Source organism: Burkholderia arboris (genome assembly GCF_902499125.1).
Taxonomy (GTDB): Bacteria; Pseudomonadota; Gammaproteobacteria; order Burkholderiales; family Burkholderiaceae; genus Burkholderia; species Burkholderia arboris.
In genome coordinates this window covers 292336-314518 of record NZ_CABVPX010000003.1, presented here as the reverse complement: position 1 = coordinate 314518, position 22183 = coordinate 292336, and the positions used below count along the sequence as shown (strand labels likewise).

Here is a 22183-nt window from a genome sequence, read left to right as displayed (position 1 = left end):
GCGTCCGTCCCGGTCAAATGGGGCCGCAACCCGCTCGCTAAGCTGGCTTCCTGCGCGGCGGCACTCGTTCCGCCGCCGGACAGCAAGGAGAAGAAGCGGGATGGAGACGTACGACCACATCGTCGTCGGCGGCGGTTCGGCCGGCTGCACGGTTGCGCACCGGCTGGTGAAGGCCGGCCGGCGCGTGTTGCTGCTCGAGGACGGCCCGAAGGACGACAGCCTGTTCATCCGGATTCCGGCGACCTTCATCCGTGTGCTCGGCACGCAGCGCACGGTCACGTTCGAGAGCGAGCCGCAACCTGGCGCGGCGGGACGCAAGACCTACGTGCCGCAGGGCCGCACGCTCGGCGGCGGCAGCTCGGTCAACGCGATGCTGTACGTGCGCGGCACGCGCGAGGACTATGACGACTGGGCCGCACTCGGCTGCACGGGCTGGGGCTGGGACGACGTGCTGCCGGTGTTCAAGCGGGCCGAATCGCACCTGCGGCTGTCCGAGCCGTTTCATGGCACCGACGGGCCGTTGAAGGTCGGCGACACGCGCTTCCGGCACCCGCTGAGCCTCGCGTTCGTGAAGGCCGCGCAGGAAACCGGCATCGCGTACAACGACGACTTCAACGGCGCCGCGCAGCACGGCGTCGGCTTCTATCACACGACGATCTTCGACGGGCAGCGCGGCAGCACCGCAGCCACCTATCTGGCCGACGCGATCGCCCATCCGAACCTGCGTGTGCTGACCGGCTGCCGCGTGACGCGCATCCGGTTCGACGGCCGGCGCGCGACCGGCGTCGAATGGCGCACCGAAAGCGGCGCGACGGGGTCGGCCGCGGCGCGCGCCGATGTCGTGCTCGCGGCCGGCGCGCTGAGCACGCCGAAGCTGCTGATGCTGTCGGGCATCGGGCCCGGCGCGCACCTGGGCGCGCACGGCATCGACGTGCTGCATGACAGCCGCGACGTCGGCGCGAACTATCAAGACCACCTCGAGGTATCGATCTACGGCCGCAGTCAAGCGCCGGTCAGCCTGCTGGGCGAGGATCGCGGGTTGAAGGCATGGCGACACGGGCTGCAATGGATGCTGTGCCGCACGGGCCTGCTGACGTCGAACGTCGTCGAATCGGGCGCGTTCGTCGATACGACGGGCAACGGCCGCCCGGACATCCAGTTCCACGTGCTGCCGACGCTCGTCGGTGACGTCGACCGCGAACCGCTGCCCGGCCACGGCCTGTCGATCAACCCGTGCCTGCTCAGGCCGCGTTCACGCGGTTCCGTGCAACTGCGCGGCAACGATCCGGCCGCGCCGATCCTGTTCGACAGCGGCGCGCTGTCCGATCCGGCCGATGTCGACGGCCTCGTGCGCGGCGTCGCGCTCGCGCGGCAGATCATCCGCGCGCCGTCGCTCGCGCGCATCGTTCGCGAAGCCGAGACGCTGACCGATGCGGCGCTTGCCGACCACGTGCGGCGTCGTGCGAAAACCGTCTATCACCCGGCCGGCACCTGCCGCATGGGCAACGATGCGGACGCCGTCGTCACGCCGCGCCTCAAGGTGCAGGGCGTCGACGGATTGCGGATCTGCGATGCGTCGGTGATGCCGCGCATCGTGTCCGGCAACACCAACGCGCCGACGATCATGATCGCGGAGCGCTGTGCCGAGTTCATGCTGGCGGAGTGACGCGGCGGGCGCGTTACTGCCGTACGCGCGACGAAAACAAAAGCGGCGCGTGACTCACGCGCCGCCGAACCTTCGGAAACCGGCTATCAGCCCCCGCCCGCCCGCGCCGCATCGCGCAGCGCCATCGGCGACGCACCGTAGCGCTCGCGAATCGCGCGGCTGAAGTGCGCCTGGCTCGAAAACCCCCAGCGAAACGCGATCTCTCCGACGCTCGTCTTGCGCAGCCGCGCATCGGTCAGCTCGCGATGGGCGTGCGACAGCCGCTCCGACCAGATGTGCTGCGTGATCGACTCGCCCTCCGCCGCGAAGAGACGGCCCAGGTGCCGCAGCGACAGCCCGACCGCATCGGCGACGGCCTGCGGCCCGAGCTCCGGCTCGCCGAGGTGCGTTGCGATGTACTGCTTCGCGGTCAGCAGGTACGACAGCGACGCGCGCGTCGCACCCGCACCGTTCACTTCCGTGTCGATGAGTTCCGCGATCAGCGTGCGCGTGTGCTCGGCGAAGCGCGCGGCATCGCGCTCGACGGGCGCCTTCATGAACCGCTCGACGCTCGCACGCAACGTCGCGCCGAGCATCGCGCCCGCGCCCGGTTTCGGTGCGATCCGCAGCGGCAGCGCAGCCAGCTCGGCATCGAGCCGATCGTCGAACGACGTGACCGGAATGTCGATCAGCAGCTGCCGCATCGGCGTCAGGAATCCGAACAGATAAGGCACGCGCGTGTCGTAGACGACGACATCGCCGGCTTCCGCAAGCAGGCACCGGTCACGCTGGATGAAATACGCGCGCCCGCTGAGGATCTGGCACGCGAACAGCGATTCCTTCGGCAACTGGCGCACCAACGCGGGGCTGCGCTCGATCACGTGGTCCCGGCCGCTGATGTCGGCGATGCCGAGGCCCGGCAGCGCGATGTCGGTCTTCTCGACCTCGAGCCCGGCCGGCGACAGCGACGAGCAGCGCAGCCCGACCAGCGTCGCCGCATTGAATGCATCCCAGTACGCCATCCTGTCGCGCGCCGGCACGTCGGCCGTCGAGCCTCGCGTGCATGAAAAAACGGTCGAATTCGTCACGTCGCCTCCTGCGGGCGCCTGTCGTGCGGAGCGGCACGGATTGGGGGATGGTTCGTCTGGATTTTGGTGCGATGCAATGTCCGGCGCGGTCAAGCAATTCGTCCAGTCCAGTCAAGAGTGGCGCGCACCGGCTGGCTAAAGTCGAGCCCACGACAACTCATGCAAGGAGACAAACCGTGGTCGACAAAGCCGTATCCGAATTCTGGCAAAACATCCCGGCGATTGCCAATCCGTTCAAGCCCGATGCGCTGCCCGAAGCCTACATCCCGAACGCGGCCACCGACGACGAGCGCTATTACGTTCCGTTCACCGAAACGGTTTCGTCGCGGCCGCTGTGGATCTCGCCGTCGCAGAACAAATGGTGCGACATCCTGATGGCGAAGGAAGCCGGGCTCGTGAACCGTCACTATCACCCGCACGAGGTGTTCGCGTACACGCTGTCGGGGAAATGGGGCTACCTGGAGCACGAATGGACCGCGACGCGCGGCGATTTCGTGTACGAGACGCCGGGCGAAGGCCACACGCTGGTCGCGTTCGATCATCCGGAGCCGATGCGCGCGTTCTTCATCGTCACCGGGCCGCTGATCTGGCTCGACGAGGAAGGCAACCCCGACGGCTACTTCGACGTGCACTCGTACATCGCGATGTGCAAGGCGCACTACGAGAAGGTCGGCCTCGGCGCGCAAGCGATCGAGAAGCTGTTCCGCTGACGCACGGCGAGGCTCCCCATGACATCCCCAACCTCCTCCAGATCGGCCTGGACGTATGAGAACAGGCTGTTGCTGATCCTGTTCATGACGTTCGGCTTCGTGTTCTTCGACCGCCTCGCGCTGTCGTTCCTGTTTCCGTTCATGTCGGCCGAGCTGCACCTGACGAACACGCAGCTCGGCATGGTGTCGTCCGCGCTCGCGCTCACGTGGGCGCTGTCGGGCGCCGCGACCGGCGCGTGGTCCGACGCGCGCGGCACGCGCAAGCCGTTGCTGATCGCGGCCGTGTTCGGCTTTTCCGTGTGCTCGGCGCTGTCGGGGCTCGTCGGCGGCTTCGCAAGCCTGATCGCGTTTCGCGCACTGATGGGCATCGCCGAAGGCCCCGTGCTGCCGCTGTCGCAGTCGCTGATGGTCGAAAGCTCGACGCCGAGCCGCCGCGGGCTGAACATGGGCCTGCTGCAGGGCTCGGCCGCCGGCCTGCTCGGCGCGATGATCGGCCCGCCGGTCGTGATCGGCATCGCGACCGCGTACGGTTGGCGCGAAGCGTTCTACGTGTCGTGCATTCCAGGCTTCCTGATCGCGTTCTGCATCTGGCGCTGGGTGCGCGAAGTGCCGCCCGACGGCGTGCGGCATGCGCAGGCCGAAAGCGCCGGCGCGCCGGCAGCGAGCGGCGCAGCCATCAACCGCTGGGCGCTGCTGAAGGAACGCAACATCCTGCTCTGCGTGCTGATCAGCTGCTTCTTCCTCACGTGGTTCGTCGTGATCATCTCGTTCGCGCCCGTCTTCCTCGTGGAAAGCCGCCATCTGTCGCCGTCCGACATGGGCGTCGTGATGACCTGTCTCGGCGCCGCATGGGTGTTCTGGGGCTTCGCGGTACCGGCGATCTCCGACCGGATCGGCCGCAAGCCGACGATGATCGTGTTCGCGCTGATTGCGGCCGTGTGCCCGGTCGTGCTGATCCATGTCGGCTCGGTCTGGGCGCTCGGCGCGCTCGTGTTCGTCACGTACACGGGCCTCGGCTGCTTCACGTTGTTCATGGCGACGATCCCGGCCGAGACGGTGCCGCCGCGCGCGATTGCGAGCGCGCTCGGGCTGATCATGGGCGCGGGCGAGCTGATCGGCGGCTTCGTCGCGCCGACCGTCGCCGGCTTCGCGGCCGACAAGTACGGCCTGCAGTTCGCGATGTGGACGTCGGCTACCGGCGCGATCCTCGCGTGCGTGCTGTCGTTCGGCCTCGTCGAAACCGCGCCGGCCGTGCTGCGCAAGCGCGCGCTCGCCGGCGCTGCCGCCGGCCGCCTCGATACGCAAAACCTCGGAGGACGCTGACATGCGCGCACTTCAATGGCATGGCCCGCGCGACGTCCGTCTCGTGGAAATCGACACGCCGCGCGTCGGCCCCGGCGACGTCCGCATCGCGGTCGCGTATTGCGGCATCTGCGGCAGCGACCTGCACGAATATGCGGACGGCCCGCATGCGATTCCGGTCGATGCGCCGCACCCGCTGTCGCAACGCACCGCGCCGCTGACGCTCGGCCACGAGTTCTGCGGCACCGTCGTCGAAGTCGGCGCAGGCGTGACGGCGCTGCGCGCGGGCGACCGCGTCGCGGTCGAGCCCGAGTACCGCTGCAGCCAGTGCGCGTACTGCCGCGCGGGGTCGTACAACCTGTGCGTGTCGATGGGCTTCGCCGGGCTGATGGGCGACGGCGGGATGGCCGACTTCGCGGTCGTGCCGGCCTACATGCTGCATCGCCTGCCCGACGGCGTGAGCCTCGAGCAGGCTGCGGTGATGGAGCCGGCCGCCGTTGCGCTGCATGCGCTGCGGCGCGGCGAACTGCGGCTCGGCGAGAGCTGCGCGGTGTTCGGGCTCGGGCCGATCGGCCTGCTGCTGATCATGCTCGCGAAGCTGCAGGGCGCGACGACGATCGTGGCCGTCGACGTATCGCCCGAACGGCTCGCGGCGGCGACGCGCGTCGGTGCGACGCATGCATTCGATGCGCGTGCATTCAGCGCGCTCGCGCTGCAGGACGCGATCCGCTCGGCCACGGGCGGGCTCGGCGTCGATACGAGTTTCGAAGCGGCCGGGTTGCCCGCCACGTTCGAATCGGCCATGCAGGCGCTGCGCAAGGGCGGCCGTCTCGTGATGGTCGGCCTGATGCCGCATGCGGGCTTCGACGCGTTCCGTGCGGTCAACGACGAGCTGACCTTCACCGCGAGCGTCGGCTACCGGCATGCGTATGAAGACCTGCTGCGCATTGTCGCGTCGGGCGCGCTCGACCTCACGTCGATCGTCACGCGCACCGTGTCGCTCGAAGACGCCGTCGCCGACGGCTTCGACGCGCTGCTCGCCGACCGCGCACAGATCAAGATCCTCGTTTCACCCGCGCAACGGCCGGCCCGTCGCGCACACACCGTCGGGAGTGTCGAGCATGAGTCGTCAGTGGGCGTTTGAAGGGCAGTCCGTCGTCGTGACGGGCGGCACGTCGGGCATCGGCGCGCGTACCGCGCTGCGGTTCGCGCAGGCGGGCGCGTCGGTCGTCGCACTCGGGCTCGACGCGGCCGGCCCGCATGCGCCCGTGCATGCCGGCATCCGCTGCGTGGCGCTCGACGTGGCCGACAACGACGCGCTGACACGCACGATCGCCGCGCTGCCGCGGCTCGACGTGCTCGTCAACGGCGTCGGCATCAGCCGGCACGCGGACGAATACCGGATGGATCAGTTCGAGCTTGTGCTGAACGTGAACCTGACGTCGGTGATGCGCGCGTCCGATGCCGCACGGCCCGCGCTGTCGGCGAACGGCGGCAGCATCGTCAATATCGCGTCGATGTACACGTACTTCGGCAGCAAGGACCGGCCCGCGTACAGCGCCAGCAAGGGCGGCATCGCGCAGCTCACGCGCTCGCTCGCGCAGGCGTGGGCCGATCGCGGCATCCGCGTGAACGCGGTCGCGCCCGGCTGGATCGACACGCCGCTCAGCAGCGGCCTGATGGCCGACACGCAGGCGTCGCGCCGCATCCTCGAGCGCACGCCGCTCGGGCGCTGGGGCACGGCCGACGAGGTCGCGGAAGCGATCCTGTTCCTGTGCTCGCCCGGCGCATCGTTCGTGACCGGCGCGGTCCTGCCGGTGGACGGCGGGTATTCGACGGTCTAGCGCAGGGCGCGCGCTGGCATCGGCGGCCGACGAGACCTGCCGATGCCCGTTGCGCGCCGCGGCGTCCTTCGGCTGCCGCTGAATCGGGATTCACCCGCTTCATCTTTCTTCATATCAATCAGTAGTCCAATTAAAAATATCCGATCCGATCGGAAACATGTGAGGAGCACTTTGGAGATGACGAAAAAGACCTTTCTGGCACTCGCGGCCTGCACGATTCCGGCTGCGGCGTTTGCACAGAGCAGCGTGACGATGTTCGGGCTGATGGATGCCGGCATCAGCTATGTCAGCAACCAAAGCGGCCACGGCGCCGCGAAATTCGACGACAACATCTTCTTTCCGAACCTGCTCGGCTTCGAAGGCAAGGAGGATCTCGGCGCGGGCACGCGTGCGATTTTCCGGCTCGTGAACCAGTATTCGCTGGGCAACGGCTCGATCATCGGCGGCGGGCTGTTCGCGCGCACGGCCTACGTCGGGCTGCAGAACGACCGGTACGGCACGCTGACACTCGGCAACCAGTACGAATTCATGGTCGATTCGCTGGCCGCCAGCGGCAACGAGATCGCACAGGATCTCGTCGGCCTGTACGGTTTTCGCAACGGGCCGTTCGACAAGCTCGCGCTGCCGAACAACCCGACCGGCGCATTCGACTGGGACCGTGTCGCGGGCAGCAATCGCGTCGCGAATTCGGTCAAGTACACGAGCCCGTCGCTGTCGGGCCTGACCGTCGGCGCGCTGTACGGCTTCGGCAACGTCGCCGGGTCGGTCGGCGCGAACAACACCGTCAGCGTCGGTGCGAGCTACGACAACGGCCCGTTCGGCGCGGGCGCGGCCTATACGAACCAGAAGTACGGCGCGGCCGGCGGGCTGCCGCCCACCAGCGTGCGCAACTGGGGCGCGGGCGTGCATTACACGATCGGCACGATCACGGGGAAGGCGCTCTTCACGACCGTGCACAACGCACAGAACGGCGCGGGCGCGTGGTCGGCCGAAGCCGGTGCCGCATGGCATCCGTCGCCCGGATGGGTCGTCGGCGCGAGCTACACGTACATGAAGGGCAACGACACGCTCGACAACGCTCACGCGCATCAATTCCTGGCCGCCGTCCAGTACTGGCTGTCGAAGCGCACGATGGTGTACGTGGCGGGCGTGCATCAGCGCACCGGCCACGGCAGCAACGCGCAGATCAACGGCGTGATGGATGCGAACGGTGCATCGAGCGGTGCGCTGCAGTCGATTGCGCGCATCGGGTTCAGTACGCGGTTCTGATGGAAAAAAGCGCCGGCCGCGATATCGCGGCCGACGCCAGCGGGCGCGCTGCCGGGTTTTCATCCGGCAACGCGCCTGTCACTTGCTCGACTCAGAAACGAATCGTGACGGATTTCGGTTCCGTATAGGCATCGATGAACGACGAGCCGTACTCACGGCCAATACCCGATCCTTTCGCACCGCCAAACGGCACGGCCGGATCGACGAGCGTATGCATGTTCACCCACACAGTGCCGGCCTCGATGCGCGGGACATAGCGCAGCGCCTTCGAGAGATCGTTCGTCCACAGGCTCGCGGTCAGCCCGAATGGCGTGTCGTTCATCATCGCGATCAGTTCTTCGTCATCGTCGAACGGCACGAACGCGCCGACCGGGCCGAAGACTTCGTTGCGGTACACACTCGATTGCAGCGACTTCGGCAGCACGACCGTCGGTTTCACGTAAAAGCCGTCGCGCGCATAGGCACCGCCGCCCGTGACGATCGTGTCGCCGTCCGCGCGCGCCAAGTCGAACGCGTCGAGGCACTTGCGAAATTGCGGCTCGTTGCACACCGGGCCGATCATGCCCGCGTCGTCCATCGGGTCGGACGGCTGGAAGCTGTCCAGCCGCGCCTTCAGCTTCTCGACCACCTCGTCGAACTGCGAACGATGCACGAAGTAGCGCTCCGCCGATGCGCACACCTGCCCGCTGTGCAGGAACCCGGCCTCGATCACGCCATCCAGGATTTTCTCGACCGGCGTATCGCGCAAGAAGCCCGCCGCGTTCTTGCCGCCCAGCTCGAGCGTGACGCGCGTGAAGTTCGCTTTGACGGCTTCCTCACCGATGATGCGGCCGGTCGGTACCGAGCCCGTGAACGACACTTTCGCGATGCGCGGATCGCGGATCACCGACGCACCGACCCTGCCCGAGCCGTTGATCACGTTCAGCGTGCCCGGCGGCAAGCCGGCTTCGGTGCCCAGCTCGGCGATGCGCAGCATCGTGAGCGGCGTGAACTCCGACGACTTGATCAGCACCGTATTGCCGGTCGCGAGCGCCGCGCCGAATTTCCACACGGGAATCATCACCGGAAAATTCCACGGGATGATGCCGAACACCACGCCGAGCGGCTCGCGCAACGTGAACGACGTGTACCGCTCGCCGTTCATGCTCGGAAACGACGGCGCGAGCGTTTCGCCCGCGATCTTGGTGGCCCAGCCCGCGTAGTAACGCAGCCAGCGCGCCGACCAGCTCACTTCGATCGCGCGCGACAGGCCGATCAGCTTGCCCGACTGCGCCGTTTCGATTTGCGCGATCTCTTCTCCGTGCGCGTCGATCAGATCCGCGAACCGCAGCAGGATGCGCTCGCGATCGGCCGGCGTCACCTGCGCCCACGCGCCGCGAAACGCACGATGCGACGATTCAACCGCCGCCTCGATCTCGTCGGCGGTCGCCTGCGCGACGGAGCCGATCACCGCGCGCGTGGCCGGGTTGCGTACCTCGATCCGTTCGCCGCCGCTGCCGGCGACGGCCCGGCCGTCGATGTAGTGACCGTGCTCGCGCGCGAGAAACCGTTTGACCTCGTCCAGCATCTGCACCAATGCCATTTGCCTGCCTCCGGAAACCCATGTGAATGAAACGCCCGATCAAGCCGCGTTGGCGATCAGGTCCGATGCCTTTTCGGCGAGTGCGATGGTCGGCGCGTTCGTGTTGCCGCTCGGGATGCTCGGCATCGTCGAGCTGTCGGCCACGCGCAGCCCGGCGATGCCGTGTACACGCAGTTGCGGATCGACGACGGACGACGCCGCATCCGTGCCCATCCGGCACGTGCCCACCGGGTGATAAACGGTCTTCGCTGCGCCGCGCACCCAGTCCTCGATGCCCGCTTCGTCATCGGGCGGACAATCCGGCGAGAAGATCTCGTCGACGTGCTCCGCGAGCGCGGGCTGGCGCAGGATCTTCAGCGCCAGCTTCGCCGCGCGAATCTGGCCGTCGACGTCGCGGCGGTCGGCCAGATAGCGCCCGTCGATGCGCGGCAGGTCTGCCGGATTCGACGAGCGGATCGTCACGCGTCCGCGCGAATGCGGTTGCAGATGGCCCGTCTTGATCGTGATGCCGTGCGTCCTGCCCTGCGTCACGCCGATCGGGTCGTCGAACGAATCGATCGTTGGCAGGAAATGGAACTGCACGTCCGGCTGCCCCTGCCCGCAGGTATCCACGAACGCGAACCCCTCGAGCACCGGCGAAGTCAGGATGCCCGAGCGGAACAACTTCCATTCGATGCCATGCTTGAGCGCGCGCCATCCCTTGTCCTGGCCGTAGAGCGACACCGGTGTGCGGATCGTCGCGTTGACCGACATGTGCATGTGATCGTGGAAGTTCTCGCCGACCGGCAGCACGTGCTTGACCGCGACGCCCGCGCCGTCGAGCACGCTGCGCGGCCCGATGCCGGACAGCTGCAGGATCTTCGGCGAACCGATCGCGCCGGCCGTCACGATGATTTCCGCACGCGCCTTCGCGGTTACGCGACGGCTGCCCTGGCGATAGGTGACGCCGGTCGCACGGCCGGCTTCGATCTCGACGCGCTCGACCAGCGCATCGACTTCGAGGCTGAATTCAGGGCGGTTCCGGATCGATTTCAGGTAGGTCGCGGCGGTCGAGCCACGCTCGCCGTTGAAGATCGTCGCCTGATAGAACCCGACGCCTTCCTGCCGCTCGCCGTTGTAGTCGACCAGGTAATCGAGGCCCATCTGCTGGCCGGCCCGCACGAACGCCTGCGACAGCGGATGCCGGTAGCGGATCTCGGTGACCTGCAGATGCCCTGTGTTGCCGTGATAGGGCGCCGTCAGCGATTCGTTGTTTTCCGCCTTCGCGAAGTAGCGCAGCATGTCGTCCGCGCCCCAGCCCTTGCAGCCGAATTCGTTCTCCCAACGGTCGTAGTCGTTGCGGTGCCCGCGCACGTACAGCATCCCGTTGACCGAACTCGATCCGCCGAGCACGCGCCCCTGCGGCACCGCGATCGAGCGGCCCTTCACGTCGTCCGACGGTTCGGCCGCATACGGCCAGGTGTGACGCGGAATGGCCTTGGCAAGCCCGCCCGGCATGTGGATGAACAGGTCCTTGTCGTGCCCGCCCGCTTCCAGCAGCAGCACGGTGCCCTTGCGGCGCTCGACGAGGCGGGTCGCAATGGTGCAGCCGGCCGACCCGGCGCCAATGACGATGTAGTCGAAAGTTTTATCGGACATCCTGGTATGCGCCCGCCGTCGTCCGCGCAACGTTCGCCGGCGCGTCGTGCCGCCACGTGCGTCGCCTGGCCTCCGGCGGTGTCTCCTTGAAAATCGGTGATGGTTCCTGATGGCGCGAGCCAGCCCGTGCGGTTCGTTGCGGCGCGACGGGAATCGCCGCGGCGAAAGCCCGATGCGCGGACGGCTTGTCGACCGCGTTCCGATTCTAGAAGTGGTCCGCCGGCATACCTCGGCGCTCCGTGCACACTTTTAGCTTCAGCGTGCAGAACGGCATGGCCACCGTACCGGCTTTTTTCATTTGCATTAATCTTGGTGCGTTCCCGGCACCTCCCCTCTCCCGGCCATGGCACATGAACTCGTCGTCAGCGCCAGTAACGGCAGCGCAAACCTGCGAGAACTCGTCGCAGACAGTTTCCTGCCGCTGGTTTTTCACGACACCGGCCCTCTTTTCCAGATGTCGGTGCGCGTCGCATCGGTGGGCGGGCTGCGCATGGCGGAGGTGGACACCACGGCCGTCCGGGTCGACCGCGATCGCGCACTGGCCGCGCGCACCGAAAGCGACTGCTACAAGATCCTGTTCCAGATCGCCGGGCAAAGCCGCATCACGCAACGCCACACGACGTCGACCGTCAATCCCGGGGAATGGGTGATCTACGACGCGACTCAGCCGTACCGGATCGAATCCGCGCATGCGTCGCGCTTCGTCGCCGCGCTGACGCCGCCGCGCAGCAGCACGATGTGGCGGTGGTTCGTCGAACGCGCGGGCGTCCAGGTACGCCAGACCGTCGGCAATGCGCGGCTGGCACTGCAGTCGATCCACTTCCTGATGGACGGGCAGGTGCCGAACGATCCGGAAAGCCTGTTCGGCTTCGAACAGTCGACGCTGATGCTGCTCGATTCGGTGATCCGCCGCGAGGCCGGCGATTCGCTCACCGGCGCCGACGCGCGCAGCGCGACGCTGCGCATGAATGCGGAAATCCATCTCGCGCATCACTACCACGACCCCGACCTGTCGCCGGACCGGCTGGCCAGCGCGCTGAACGTGTCGAGGCGCACGCTTTACAGCGCACTCGCGGCGACCGACCAGACGCCGCAAAGCCTGATCCAGGAATACCGGCTGCAGGCGAGCCGGCGTGCGCTGGAGGATCCGGCGGATACCAACCGGAATCTGCTGGAGCTGGCGATCGCATGCGGCTTCTCGGACATCACGCACTTCGGCCGCGCGTTCAAGGCGCGGTTCGGATGCAGCCCCGGCGCTTACCGGCTTGCGCACCGCACCGTGCCGGGGGCGTGACGCGCCGCGTCCTGCGGCCTTTCATCCTTCTTTCTGCATGCCGTAACAACCACGCCAGACAGCGATCCTCTCCGGCATCGGGAATAAATCCGGCGCCGCGCCGGTACATCGGGTGTCGCCACGCCGTTCGCCGCGCCGGACGTGCGGGCGCGCGACGCCCCACCCGATTCCGCGAGACCGATCATGTCACAGCCCAACCACACCGCCTACGCACGCTTTGCGATCGCCATGCACTGGTCGATCGCGATCCTGATCCTGTTGAACCTGTCGATCGGGCTCTACATGGATACGTTTCCGCACAACTCGTCGCAGTTCAACGGCATCCTGTTCTATCACGCGTCGATCGGCAGCCTGATCTTCATGCTGACCGTGCCGCGCCTCGCGTGGCGCGCGACGCACACGCCGCCGCCGCTGCCGGGCAGCGTTCCGGCGTGGCAGGCACGGATCGCCGGCGCATTGCACGGCGTGCTGTACCTGCTGCTGTTTCTCGTACCGCTGACCGGCTACGTGCACCGCCTTGCGGGTGCGCACGCGGTCAGCTTCTTCGGCATCGCGAACCTGCCGATCCTCGTTGGCCGCGACGAGCCGTTGCGACTCCTGACGGATGCGCTGCATCGCGCGCTCGTACTGACGCTCGGATTGCTGCTGGCCCTGCACATCGGGGCCGCACTGAAACACAAGTTCGTCGATCGCGACGGAGTGGCGGGGCGGATGGGGATCTGACGGGAACGGGAACACGCGCCGGCACGCGCGCTGTAAGCATGTGTAATCGATTTGGGAATCGATCCTTCGTACGCTGTCGTCACTCTTCCGTGCGCCCGGTGTCTCCGCAAGCGACGCTGCGCAGGACGGAAGAGATTCAGACGCCGCGAGCGTCGTCACTCAGCCGAGTGTTCTTCAACGATAAAGCGTGAAAGGAACCGTCATGTCCCAGATCCTGAGTACCTTCAACATCATCGATGTGCTGACCGCGTTCGACGTCGACGAAATCCTGAGAAAGAACAACAACGTGCTCAGCACGAATCCGGACAAGCCCACGTCGCTCGGGAACAACCCCGACACCGTCTACATGATCACCACGCTGGCCAACGCGGCGTATGGCTACGGCCAGGGCCCGCTGCAGGGCGTGAACCAGGGCGAAGCCGGCAGCAATCTGCGGATCAAGGCCGACGTCAACGACGTGATCCGCTGGCGCACCGTGTCGTTGACCGACGTGGCCGACTACAAGTGCTTCATGTATCGCTTCACGGCGGTCAGCGGCAATCTGCTGAGCGAGGTGTCGTACCTCACCGCCAACGTCACCGAGCCTTACCCGGCGGCGGGCTGGCCCGGCAGCAACCGCGTGAACGAAGAGCCGCGCGCGGACTACTACGCGCAGGCCACCGTGATCCGGCCCGGCACCGAAACCTACACGTTCGTCGTCGCCATCTACGACCGCCACGCGCAACTGAAGGGCTATGTCACCTGGGATCCGTACATCACCGCCAACAACCGCTGATCCCGGACGGGCGCCTCGACACGGCCGGTGCAGGCTTCGCACGAGGCGCCCGGCGACACCGGGCGGGCCGAACCGGTCCGCCCGATGCCGCTTTCCGGCCAGGCGGGCCCGCGATCAGGTCACAGAAACAGCAGCGCCGGATTCAACGCCGTTTCGTCGCACGGCTGCGCGCGCCAACCGAGTCTCACCGGCACCGAGTACAACCGTTGCGCACCGAAGCGCGGCCAGAAATGGCACAGCCCCGGCGCGATGACCTGCACCACGCACAAGCCGATGTCGGGCCGTGTCTTGTCGACGACGAGCACGTCCATGCCGGCCGCCGCGATGCGCCCGGTGCAATGCGCGAGCGCCGCCGGCAACGACCCGGCATCGATCGGCTGCCACGTCGAGCGTGTCGTTGCGGGCACGCCCGCCGCCGGATACAGGAATCCGGTTTCCGGCAGCGTGTCGCGATCCCACGGATGCGGTGCATCCGCTGCGATATCGAGCAACTGGTTGACTTCGGTCAGCGCCCGCTGCACCGCGATCCGGCCATCGGGGTGGCAACCGAAGCCGATCGAGAAACGCCCGTCCTGCGGATTCTCCGCGAGCGCGGCCACGGTCGGCACCCCGAGATCGGTGGTGATGTCGAGCACCCACACACGCCATCCGAAGGTCGCGTATTCGTGTTCGAGCGCGTCGAAATACGCGTCGCCGAAACTCGCGAGATCGATGCCGGGGCGGGCGACCCGGTTGTACCACCAGATCGCGACCGCATCGCGCTCGATCAACTCGAGCATGCCTTGCAGAATCGCCTCGTCGACGCTCGAACCGGCCGCGCAGCCGTTGGGGTTGTGCACGCAGGCGGCCAGGGCCTGCGCACTGCCGGGCGTTTCCGCATAGCAGTAGCTGAGCGGCACGAGCCGGCGCCTGCCATTCACGAGCGACCACGCAGTCGTCCAGTCGATGACGTCGCGCGACGTGAAGCGCGGCGGCACCTGCTTGCGAACATCGCGGGTCAATGCATTGATCGCGTCGCGCGCGTCGAATTGCCGATCGCTGAACTGCTGAAGTTCGTTCACGTGGATGGGCTCGGCGTCACCGGCCGGATCGGCGAGCAGGCTTTCCATGCTGCCGGTCACGGTCGCCTCGTCGCCCTGATACACGCTGCTGAAGCGTTCGAGCGCTTCGCACAGTGCGCTCACGCGGGCTTGCTCGTCGGTGCTGCCCTTGCCGGAGCAGATCCGGTCGAACCGGTTGCTCTCCGGCACGGCGGCCGGGCACACGAGAAAACCCGACGCATAGACCTTGCGCAGGCCCGCGTGCCGCTTCGGCATCGGATGCAGATACGCAATCGCGCCGCTGACCGGCGAGATCAGGTGCGCGTGGCGCTCGAACACCTGTTGCGGACCGGCGGTCCGGTAACCACCGTCGGCGCGTGCCAACGGCGCATGCCCGGCAAGCCGCGGCGCGCGCGCCGCCTGCTCGCGCATCCACGCGGGATTGCCGCAGCACGGGCATTGCGGACGCCGGATCACGCGGTGGCGTTCGACGGCCAGCGTGTCGATGCGTTGCGCGACGATATGCGTGTGCAAACGTTCCGCCACCGCGCGGTTGACCGCGATCTGCTCGACCGTCGCCGCGACGAGCGCCGCCGCCGCCGCGGCCCCGGCACGCGACGCGGCCGGCGGCAGACGCGCCGCGCCGCTGCCGTGATGACGCGCCAGCAGCGCCTCGACCGGCCGGTTGATGCGAATCCAGTAGCGCACGCATTCGATGCACGGCGCATCGGCATGCGCGCCGCCGCCGGCCAGCAGCGGCCCGATCAACGTCTGCACACCGCTCGCCGCCACGACCAGCAGCGCGCCGCCGCGCGCCGTCACGCGGGCGGCGCATGCGGCGAGGTCGTCGCGGTCGTGCGTATCGGCGATCGCAACCGTCAGTTCGGCATCCGGCACGACAGCGATGCCGGCCGTATCGAGCGCACGCCGCAGCGCCGCGCCGTCGGCGCCGAAGGTTTCCACCGCGACGCGCAGTTGCGCGACGCGCGCCTGCGCCGCGTCGCCGTCCAGCCCGGCGCGCTCGAAGAAGCCGCGCGCCGCGTCGTCGTCGTGCGGCGGATCGGCACGCACGTACCCGCGGCGCACCAGGTGATCGAGCCGCGCGAGCACATCCCATTCGCCGAACGTGCCGGCCAGCGACGTCACGATTTCGGCGACCGTCATGCGCGCCCGCACACAGGCGGCAATCTGTACGTAGATCGCGCCGGACAGCATTGCGCGCCTGAATTCGTCGACGACGAACAGGGTCTCGGACCCTGCATCGAGCACGAGCAAATGCGGCTTGAAGCGCAACACGCGCGAAAGGTCTTCGAGCATCGTCTGGTTCCGTGCGACGGATCGGAAAAACGTCGCCCGGCCCGGGCAACCGCCCCGGGCCGCGCAACGGTGCGCGGCTCAGCCGCGCCGGGTCAGCAACAGGTGAACAGGTAACACGGACCCGCGTCGCAGTAGGCTGCGAGCGCGACGGCCTCCTCGTCCAGGTGCGTCGGCTGCTCCGGTATGCCGACCGTCATCACGTTGCGCGGCAGGTTCCAGCTCCCGCCGCCTTTCCCGTCGCCCGTCCAGCCATGATCGCCGTCGGTCTTCGCGATCTCGATGTCGATGATCCACGGACACTGGTAACCGAAGTATTTCGCGAGCGTATCCAGCGGCTTGTCCAGCAGTTCGCCCTTGAACGCCGGGTCCCGCCATGAAAGCGCGATCGCGCGCAGATAGACCTTCTGAAACTCCAGCATCGATTCGAGCGTCGGATTGGCGTTGTCCTTTGACATGTCGGTTTCCCCGGAATCATTCCATGATGGTGATGTGGCTCGCGTTGTACGCGGCCAGGGCTTGCGCGAACTGGGCCTCGTCGGCCGGCGCGGGCGGCAAATACAGCGTGAGCCTGTTTTTCTGGCCGGCCGTCCAGTCGCCATTGACGGTCGGCGTCCACGCCGACGACTTGATCTGCACCTTCAGGTCGAGCTTGAACGGAAAGTGATAGTCGAAATGCTCGCGCAACGCGTGGACCGGATCGTTCTCGAGCTCGTGCAGAAACGCCGGGGAATGCCATGCGAGGGCGATCGCCCGGATGACGGTCGCGCGGTATTCGAGAAACTGTTCGTACGTCGGTAATCGAAGATCCTTGCTCATCGGTCTGTTCTCCTGAATGACGAATGGAACTGCTTACGGCAACGACTGCAACGTCGCTTCGGCGAGCCTGGCGATCCGGCCCATGCCCGCCGCCGTTGCAATTTCGACTGCGCGCCGGCACGCGTCCAGCGCGGCCACGCCGCCGCAACGCGGATCGGCCTGGCGCAAGTACTCGCACTGCTTCAGCAACAGCTGGGCTTCGTAATACCGTTCCCCGGTCGACTCGCACCATGCGAGACACTGCCCGACCTGCGCGAGCGCGGCACCGTAGTCGCCGCGTCCGGCATCCAGCTCGGCGAGCAGCGACGCGTAGTAGGTCAGCCCCAGCAGGCCGCCCGATTGCCGCTGCGCGTCCAGATGCGCGACGACACCCGCGCGATCCCCCTGCGCCCACGCATGAATGATCGCCGCGTAGTGCCCGACCGCACGCAGCCGGTGTGCATCCGACAGGCGGAGAATCGCTTCCGACAGCGAGCGCGCCGCGTCGCGATCGCCTGCGAGCTGGTACGTGCGAGCGAGGTACATCATCGTGACGCCGAGCGTCGGCAGATGGTCGAGGCACGTCGCGCAATACACGGCGTCGCGCGCCATCGCGAGCGCCGGCTGCGGGTCGTCGTCCATGCACCAGCGCACGCTCGCGAGCGATGCCATCGTCCACGCGCGCGTATCGAGCCCGAGGATGCGCCGGTGGCCCGCATCGCGCCGTACGTCGTAGCCGGCCAGCGCCGCATCGAACGCAGTACGGGCGCGCGCAAAGTGGCCGTCGACCCACAGGCTCATGCCGCGCATCGCATCCGCCGCGACCTGGACGCCGGCATCGCCGCGCTCGGTCGCGAGTGCATCCAGCCGCAGGCCGATCGCGCGCACGGTGGGACGATCGCCTGCGACGTGGTAATAGGTCGACAGCGTCCACAACGCGCTGATCTCGAGTTCCGGATCATCGAGCGTCTGCATGTGCCGCAGCAGCTGCTCCGCGTGCTCGCGCACCTGCGGATCGGCCCAGCCGAAGCGCGCCATCGTCGCGTGCGTCAGCGTGGCGCGGACGCGCGCGCTGTCGTGCTCGCGCTGCGCGTAGTCGGCATTGCCGAGCCAGTCGAACACGGCCTGCCCATAGCGGATCGCATCGTCGTACCGGGAACGCTCGAGTGCGCGGCGCGCGGCGTCGATGCCGTGAGCGATCGCATCCGCCCAGGCGCCTGCACGCGCGAAGTGCCCGGCGACGCCGAACGCATGCGCGCCGGCGCCGCGATCGGCTTGCTCGACCAGCGCACGGCCGACGCGCGCATGGTTGCCGCGCCGCACGGCAGGCGGCATCGATTCGTACGCCGCATCGCGAATCAGCGCATGGCGGAACGAATAGAACACGCGATCGCGTCGATGTTGCGCATACACGATCCGCTCTTCGAGCAGCAGCCGCAGATGCGCGTCCAGCGTGGCCCGATCGTGCGGCGATGCCTCGGCGAGCAGTTGCGCCTCCACCTCGAGCCCGATGGTCGCGGCGAGCTGCGCGGTGTCGCGCGCGTCGTCGATCCGGTCGAATGCAAGGCCGAGCATGCCGCCGAGACTGAGCGGAAGCGGATCGGGATCCGTTGCCCACGGTCCGGCGAGCGAGCCGTCCGCGCCGCTCATCGCCAACTCGCGCGCGACGGCCTCGATGAACAGCGGAATGCCCGCCGTGCGATCGGCGAGACGGTCGAGCCACGCCGGATCGAATGCGCCCGTGCCCAGATGCGCCGACATCAGGCGCTGCGCATCGTCGCGCGGCAGGCGGCGCAGCACCAGGCGGTCGGTCGCGCCGCGCCAGCGGGCGAGCTTGTCGGGGCGTGACGTGAGCACAATGCAAAGTGCCGCCGCGCGCGGCGAGCGCTGCAGATACGCGAGAAACGCCTCGGTCGAGCGATCGATCCATTGAACGTCCTCGACCACGAGCAGAACCGGTGCGCCGTTGCCGAGCGACATGATCAGTTGTTCCAGGACGTCGAACAGCGCATGTTGCTCGCGTACGCTCGACCACAGGAACCCGTTCGCATCGCAAGGCAGCCCGAGCCAGGTCGCGAGCGCGACCCGGGCTGCCGCATGATCGCAATCGAGTGGCGCGATCATCGCGTCGATCGCCGCGAGCGCCGCCCCAGGCTCGCGATCGGCTTCGATATGCCAATGCGCGCCGATGAACCGCAGGACCGGGAACAGCGCATGGTTTTCCCGCTCGGGCAGGCACCCGCAATGCGCGAACGCGTGGCCGCGGGTCCGGACGGCCTCGCACAGCTCGTGCGCGAGCCGCGACTTGCCGAAGCCCGCATCGCCGACAATGAGCCGCGGCACGCCGAGCGGCGCAGGCTCGCCGCGCATCGCACGACGATGGCGCCCTTGCGTCTCCTGCCATGCGCGCAGCAGCGCGTCGAGCTCGCGCGCGCGGCCGACCATCGGTGTCCGCATGCCGGCGTCGAGCGAATCGAACGGCGTATCGGCCTGCCGCTCGCCGAGCAGTTCATGAACCGGCTGCGATACGAGGCCCGCCCGCGCGAGCCGCAATGCGGTCGGCCGGGAATCGGCATGCCGTTCGAGCACGAGCCGCGCGTCGTCGCTGATCAGAACCTGTCCGGGCCCGGCCAGCCGCAACAGCCGCGACACCGCGGCCGACGTCGATGCGCCCGACATGTGCGATGCGTGCGCGAGCACCTGCCCGACATGAATCGCGGCGGCCACTTCGACCCGCCAGCTTTCTCCTGCGCCGGCCACGCCGACGGCGGCCGACGGCACCGGCAGCAGGGCACGCTCGGCGACCCGCACCATGTCGAGCGCCGCCCGCGCCGCGCGGCGTGCGGGCCGGTCGATGTCACCCTGCAGACCGAAATGGAACAGCAGCGTGTCGCCGAGCCGTCCGCCCGCGTGCGCGCCGTAGCCGACCGCGATATCGGCACACTTCGTCAGCCACTGCGCCTCGTAGCCGTCGAGCGCATTGCCGTGCTCGGTGCCGGCATGGCGTTGCGGGCCCTCTCCGGCAATCGTCACGCAACAGCACAGCGTGGTGATCTGGCGATATTCGCCGACCGCGGCGATCGTCTCGCCGTGGGGCGCAGGCGGGCGCGAACGCGTCTGCCGGCCGGCACGACCGGCGTCGAACTGGCCGACGAGCGCCGCGAAGTTGAGCGCACGAAACTGCGCCGCGAGCGCGTCGGCCGACGCCGCGCGCTGCTGCGGATTCTTGTTCAGGGCGCGCCGCAGCACCGCGCCGAGCGGATGCGATGCGATCGACGGCGGGAGCGCGACATCCACCGGGCTCAGCTGCTGATAGAGGATGTCGGCCACGCTTGCGCCCTGCATGACGACATCGCCCGTCAGGCATTCGATCACGATCAGGCCCCACGCATACAGGTCGCTCGCCGGCGTCGGCGGCTCGTTGCGCAACTGCTCCGGTGCGCAATAAGGCGGTGAGCCGAGCACCTCGGTCGCGAGCGTGGCGGTCTGGCGCGCGATGTCGTCGGTACCGGGCAGCAACGCACCGATGCCGAAATCGAGGAGCTTCGCGTGCGGCCCGTCATCGGCCATCGCGATCACGATGTTCTGCGGTGTCAGATCCCGATGCACGATGCCGCGCCGATGCGCGGCCGCGAGCGCGTCGAGCACCTCCGTCATCAGCCGCCCGGTGTCGACGGCCGACAGCGGCCCCTCCGTGGCGAGCCGGTCGCGCACGGTCCGGCCCTCCACCAGTTCGAATACGGCGAACAGCCGCCCGTCGAGCGCCTCCCCCTGATCCAGCAGCGCAACGATGTTCGGATGCCGCAGCGCCTCGCACAGGCTCGTTTCGCGCCGGAAGCGCGCACGCCGGCGCGCGCGCTCCGCTGCGGTCAGCGCGGCATCGTCTCGCATCAGCTTGATCGCGACGTCTTGCCCGGTCTCGTCGCAGGTCGCACGAAACACCACGCCGTTGCCGCCTTCGCCGAGCAGCGGGCCGAGCCGGTAATGCCACTTGCCGGCAAGCGCCGCGAGCGGCACGGCATGCTGACCCGGTTCAGGGGCGTCCGGCCCGGCGGGCGGGCGGGATAGGGTCGTCGACACGGCCGGCTCCCCCGCGTTCACGAGCAATGGACAACCGGGCCCGGCGCCGCACGCGGCACGCCGATACGCGGCCCGGCGACCGGCACCGACTGGCATTCGAGGTGCTCGCCGCGCATGATCCGGAACGGAAAATCGCCGAAGCGGACGCTGCCGCGCCGGCGCTCGACGAGCTGGCTCGCGCCCAGCCCCGGCAGGGCCGCGAACTGGCTTCGCGCACGATGAATCTGCACGTTGACATGGGACGTGTCGATGCCGAGCATGCGCGCGAGGCGGTCGAGTTCGATCCATCCTTGCGTGGCGGCGTCGTAGCCGGCCTGCATGTCGGCCGAACGTGCGCGAGCGAGCGTGACGAGGCTGTAGTGATGGGCGCGCTCGCCGAGGTCGACCACGCCGCCGCGGACATGCAGCAGCATGCGCACGTGCTCCTCGTTCCGGCTGACGAAGAATTCGAGCAACTGCGCGGGCGCGGCCGGAACGGTGGAGGCGGCGAGCATCACCGTCGAGGCGTTGCGCACGAGGTCGAGGCGCCACGCGAGGTCGCCGGTCGACACTTCGTCGCCGTCATGGAGCGCGCGCGGCGGCAACGTGTCGTCGCACAGCCATTCGCCGGCCGGCGAACGGACGATCGTGACCGGTTGCGCGGCAGGAGCAGGCAGGCTCTGGCGCGGCGCGAGCACGATCGGGGCCGCGGCGCCGCGGATCGGCCACAGCGTATCGGCGGGATCGTCGAGCGTCTCCACGCGCCAGGGCGCCACACCGGCCCTGCCGAAGCGGATCACGTCACCTTGCCGCAGCACCGCGTGCTCGCCGTCGCGCAACGACACGCCCGATACCGACGTGCCGTTGCTGCTGTGATCGTGGAGCTCCCACAGCCCGCCGACCCAGCGGATATGGGCATGCACACGGGACACCGACCCGTCCCGGATGACCGTGTCGCAGCGTGCATCGTCGCGGCCGAATACGTGATACGCGCGGAGCAGGCATGCTTCCCCGGATGAATCGTTCTTGAGTATCGCCATGGCCGCCCCGTGTCGGATTCGCCCGGTTCGCTCGAGTGACGCATCGACGCTGCCGGGCAAGC

General features: G+C 68.1%; 17 protein-coding genes. 9 read left to right on the top strand and 8 right to left on the bottom strand.

Features of this window, described 5'->3' with window-relative positions:
• Window positions 1–100 precede the first annotated feature (100 nt).
• On the top strand, window positions 101–1666 hold the full coding sequence (locus BLA15945_RS05815) for a GMC family oxidoreductase (protein ID WP_174991744.1): 1566 nt from the start codon (window positions 101–103) through the stop codon (window positions 1664–1666).
• 86 nt (window positions 1667–1752) lie between these two features.
• Here the strand turns inward: BLA15945_RS05815 and BLA15945_RS05810 are convergent, their stop codons facing one another.
• Window positions 1753–2733 (bottom strand): helix-turn-helix domain-containing protein, encoded by a 981-nt coding sequence (locus BLA15945_RS05810; protein WP_059238217.1) that lies wholly within the window; start codon window positions 2731–2733, stop codon window positions 1753–1755.
• Window positions 2734–2909: 176 nt separating this feature from the next.
• Here BLA15945_RS05810 and BLA15945_RS05805 point away from each other — a divergent pair, with 176 nt between their 5' ends.
• The 5 genes from BLA15945_RS05805 to BLA15945_RS05785 all read left to right on the top strand — a co-directional run bounded on the left by BLA15945_RS05805 (window position 2910) and on the right by BLA15945_RS05785 (window position 7858).
• Window positions 2910–3443 (top strand): 2,4'-dihydroxyacetophenone dioxygenase family protein, encoded by a 534-nt coding sequence (locus BLA15945_RS05805; protein ID WP_174991743.1) that lies wholly within the window; start codon window positions 2910–2912, stop codon window positions 3441–3443.
• 18 nt (window positions 3444–3461) lie between these two features.
• Window positions 3462–4766, top strand: a complete 1305-nt coding sequence (locus tag BLA15945_RS05800; RefSeq protein WP_059238221.1) for an MFS transporter — start codon at window positions 3462–3464, stop codon at window positions 4764–4766.
• A 1-nt stretch (window position 4767) separates the two neighbouring features.
• Window positions 4768–5889 (top strand): 2,3-butanediol dehydrogenase, encoded by a 1122-nt coding sequence (locus tag BLA15945_RS05795; RefSeq protein ID WP_174991742.1) that lies wholly within the window; start codon window positions 4768–4770, stop codon window positions 5887–5889.
• On the top strand, window positions 5867–6589 hold the full coding sequence (locus tag BLA15945_RS05790; protein WP_059238225.1) for an SDR family NAD(P)-dependent oxidoreductase: 723 nt from the start codon (window positions 5867–5869) through the stop codon (window positions 6587–6589). Before BLA15945_RS05795 ends, BLA15945_RS05790 begins: the two co-directional genes overlap by 23 nt.
• Before the next feature lie 177 nt (window positions 6590–6766).
• A complete protein-coding gene (locus BLA15945_RS05785; protein WP_174991741.1) occupies window positions 6767–7858 on the top strand; it encodes a porin in 1092 nt (363 codons plus the stop codon).
• A gap of 91 nt (window positions 7859–7949) precedes the next feature.
• Here the strand turns inward: BLA15945_RS05785 and BLA15945_RS05780 are convergent, their stop codons facing one another.
• Window positions 7950–9440, bottom strand: a complete 1491-nt coding sequence (locus BLA15945_RS05780; RefSeq protein ID WP_174991740.1) for an aldehyde dehydrogenase family protein — start codon at window positions 9438–9440, stop codon at window positions 7950–7952.
• 39 nt (window positions 9441–9479) lie between these two features.
• The gene (locus BLA15945_RS05775) at window positions 9480–11078 is read right to left on the bottom strand and encodes a GMC family oxidoreductase (protein ID WP_174991739.1); all 1599 of its coding nucleotides are present in this window, start codon (window positions 11076–11078) and stop codon (window positions 9480–9482) included.
• A 343-nt stretch (window positions 11079–11421) separates the two neighbouring features.
• Between BLA15945_RS05775 and BLA15945_RS05770 the strand changes: the two genes are divergently transcribed.
• The 3 genes from BLA15945_RS05770 to BLA15945_RS05760 all read left to right on the top strand — a co-directional run bounded on the left by BLA15945_RS05770 (window position 11422) and on the right by BLA15945_RS05760 (window position 13870).
• A complete protein-coding gene (locus BLA15945_RS05770) occupies window positions 11422–12372 on the top strand; it encodes a helix-turn-helix domain-containing protein (RefSeq protein WP_174991738.1) in 951 nt (316 codons plus the stop codon).
• 183 nt (window positions 12373–12555) lie between these two features.
• Window positions 12556–13095, top strand: a complete 540-nt coding sequence (locus BLA15945_RS05765) for a cytochrome b (RefSeq protein ID WP_059238236.1) — start codon at window positions 12556–12558, stop codon at window positions 13093–13095.
• Between the two features lie 202 nt (window positions 13096–13297).
• The gene (locus BLA15945_RS05760; protein ID WP_059238238.1) at window positions 13298–13870 is read left to right on the top strand and encodes an AidA/PixA family protein; all 573 of its coding nucleotides are present in this window, start codon (window positions 13298–13300) and stop codon (window positions 13868–13870) included.
• 119 nt (window positions 13871–13989) lie between these two features.
• On the opposite strand, the gene BLA15945_RS05755 is transcribed toward BLA15945_RS05760, so the two are convergent.
• The 5 genes from BLA15945_RS05755 to BLA15945_RS05735 form a co-directional block, all read right to left on the bottom strand.
• The gene (locus BLA15945_RS05755) at window positions 13990–16227 is read right to left on the bottom strand and encodes a TOMM precursor leader peptide-binding protein (RefSeq protein ID WP_174991737.1); all 2238 of its coding nucleotides are present in this window, start codon (window positions 16225–16227) and stop codon (window positions 13990–13992) included.
• A gap of 92 nt (window positions 16228–16319) precedes the next feature.
• Window positions 16320–16682 (bottom strand): BMA_0021/BMA_0022 family TOMM bacteriocin, encoded by a 363-nt coding sequence (locus BLA15945_RS05750; protein ID WP_059238242.1) that lies wholly within the window; start codon window positions 16680–16682, stop codon window positions 16320–16322.
• 16 nt (window positions 16683–16698) lie between these two features.
• Window positions 16699–17043, bottom strand: a complete 345-nt coding sequence (locus tag BLA15945_RS05745) for a BMA_0021/BMA_0022 family TOMM bacteriocin (RefSeq protein ID WP_174991736.1) — start codon at window positions 17041–17043, stop codon at window positions 16699–16701.
• A 33-nt stretch (window positions 17044–17076) separates the two neighbouring features.
• The gene (locus BLA15945_RS05740; RefSeq protein ID WP_174991735.1) at window positions 17077–21123 is read right to left on the bottom strand and encodes a TOMM system kinase/cyclase fusion protein; all 4047 of its coding nucleotides are present in this window, start codon (window positions 21121–21123) and stop codon (window positions 17077–17079) included.
• On the bottom strand, window positions 21120–22121 hold the full coding sequence (locus tag BLA15945_RS05735; protein WP_174991734.1) for an FHA domain-containing protein: 1002 nt from the start codon (window positions 22119–22121) through the stop codon (window positions 21120–21122). Before BLA15945_RS05735 ends, BLA15945_RS05740 begins: the two co-directional genes overlap by 4 nt.
• Window positions 22122–22183 lie beyond the last annotated feature (62 nt).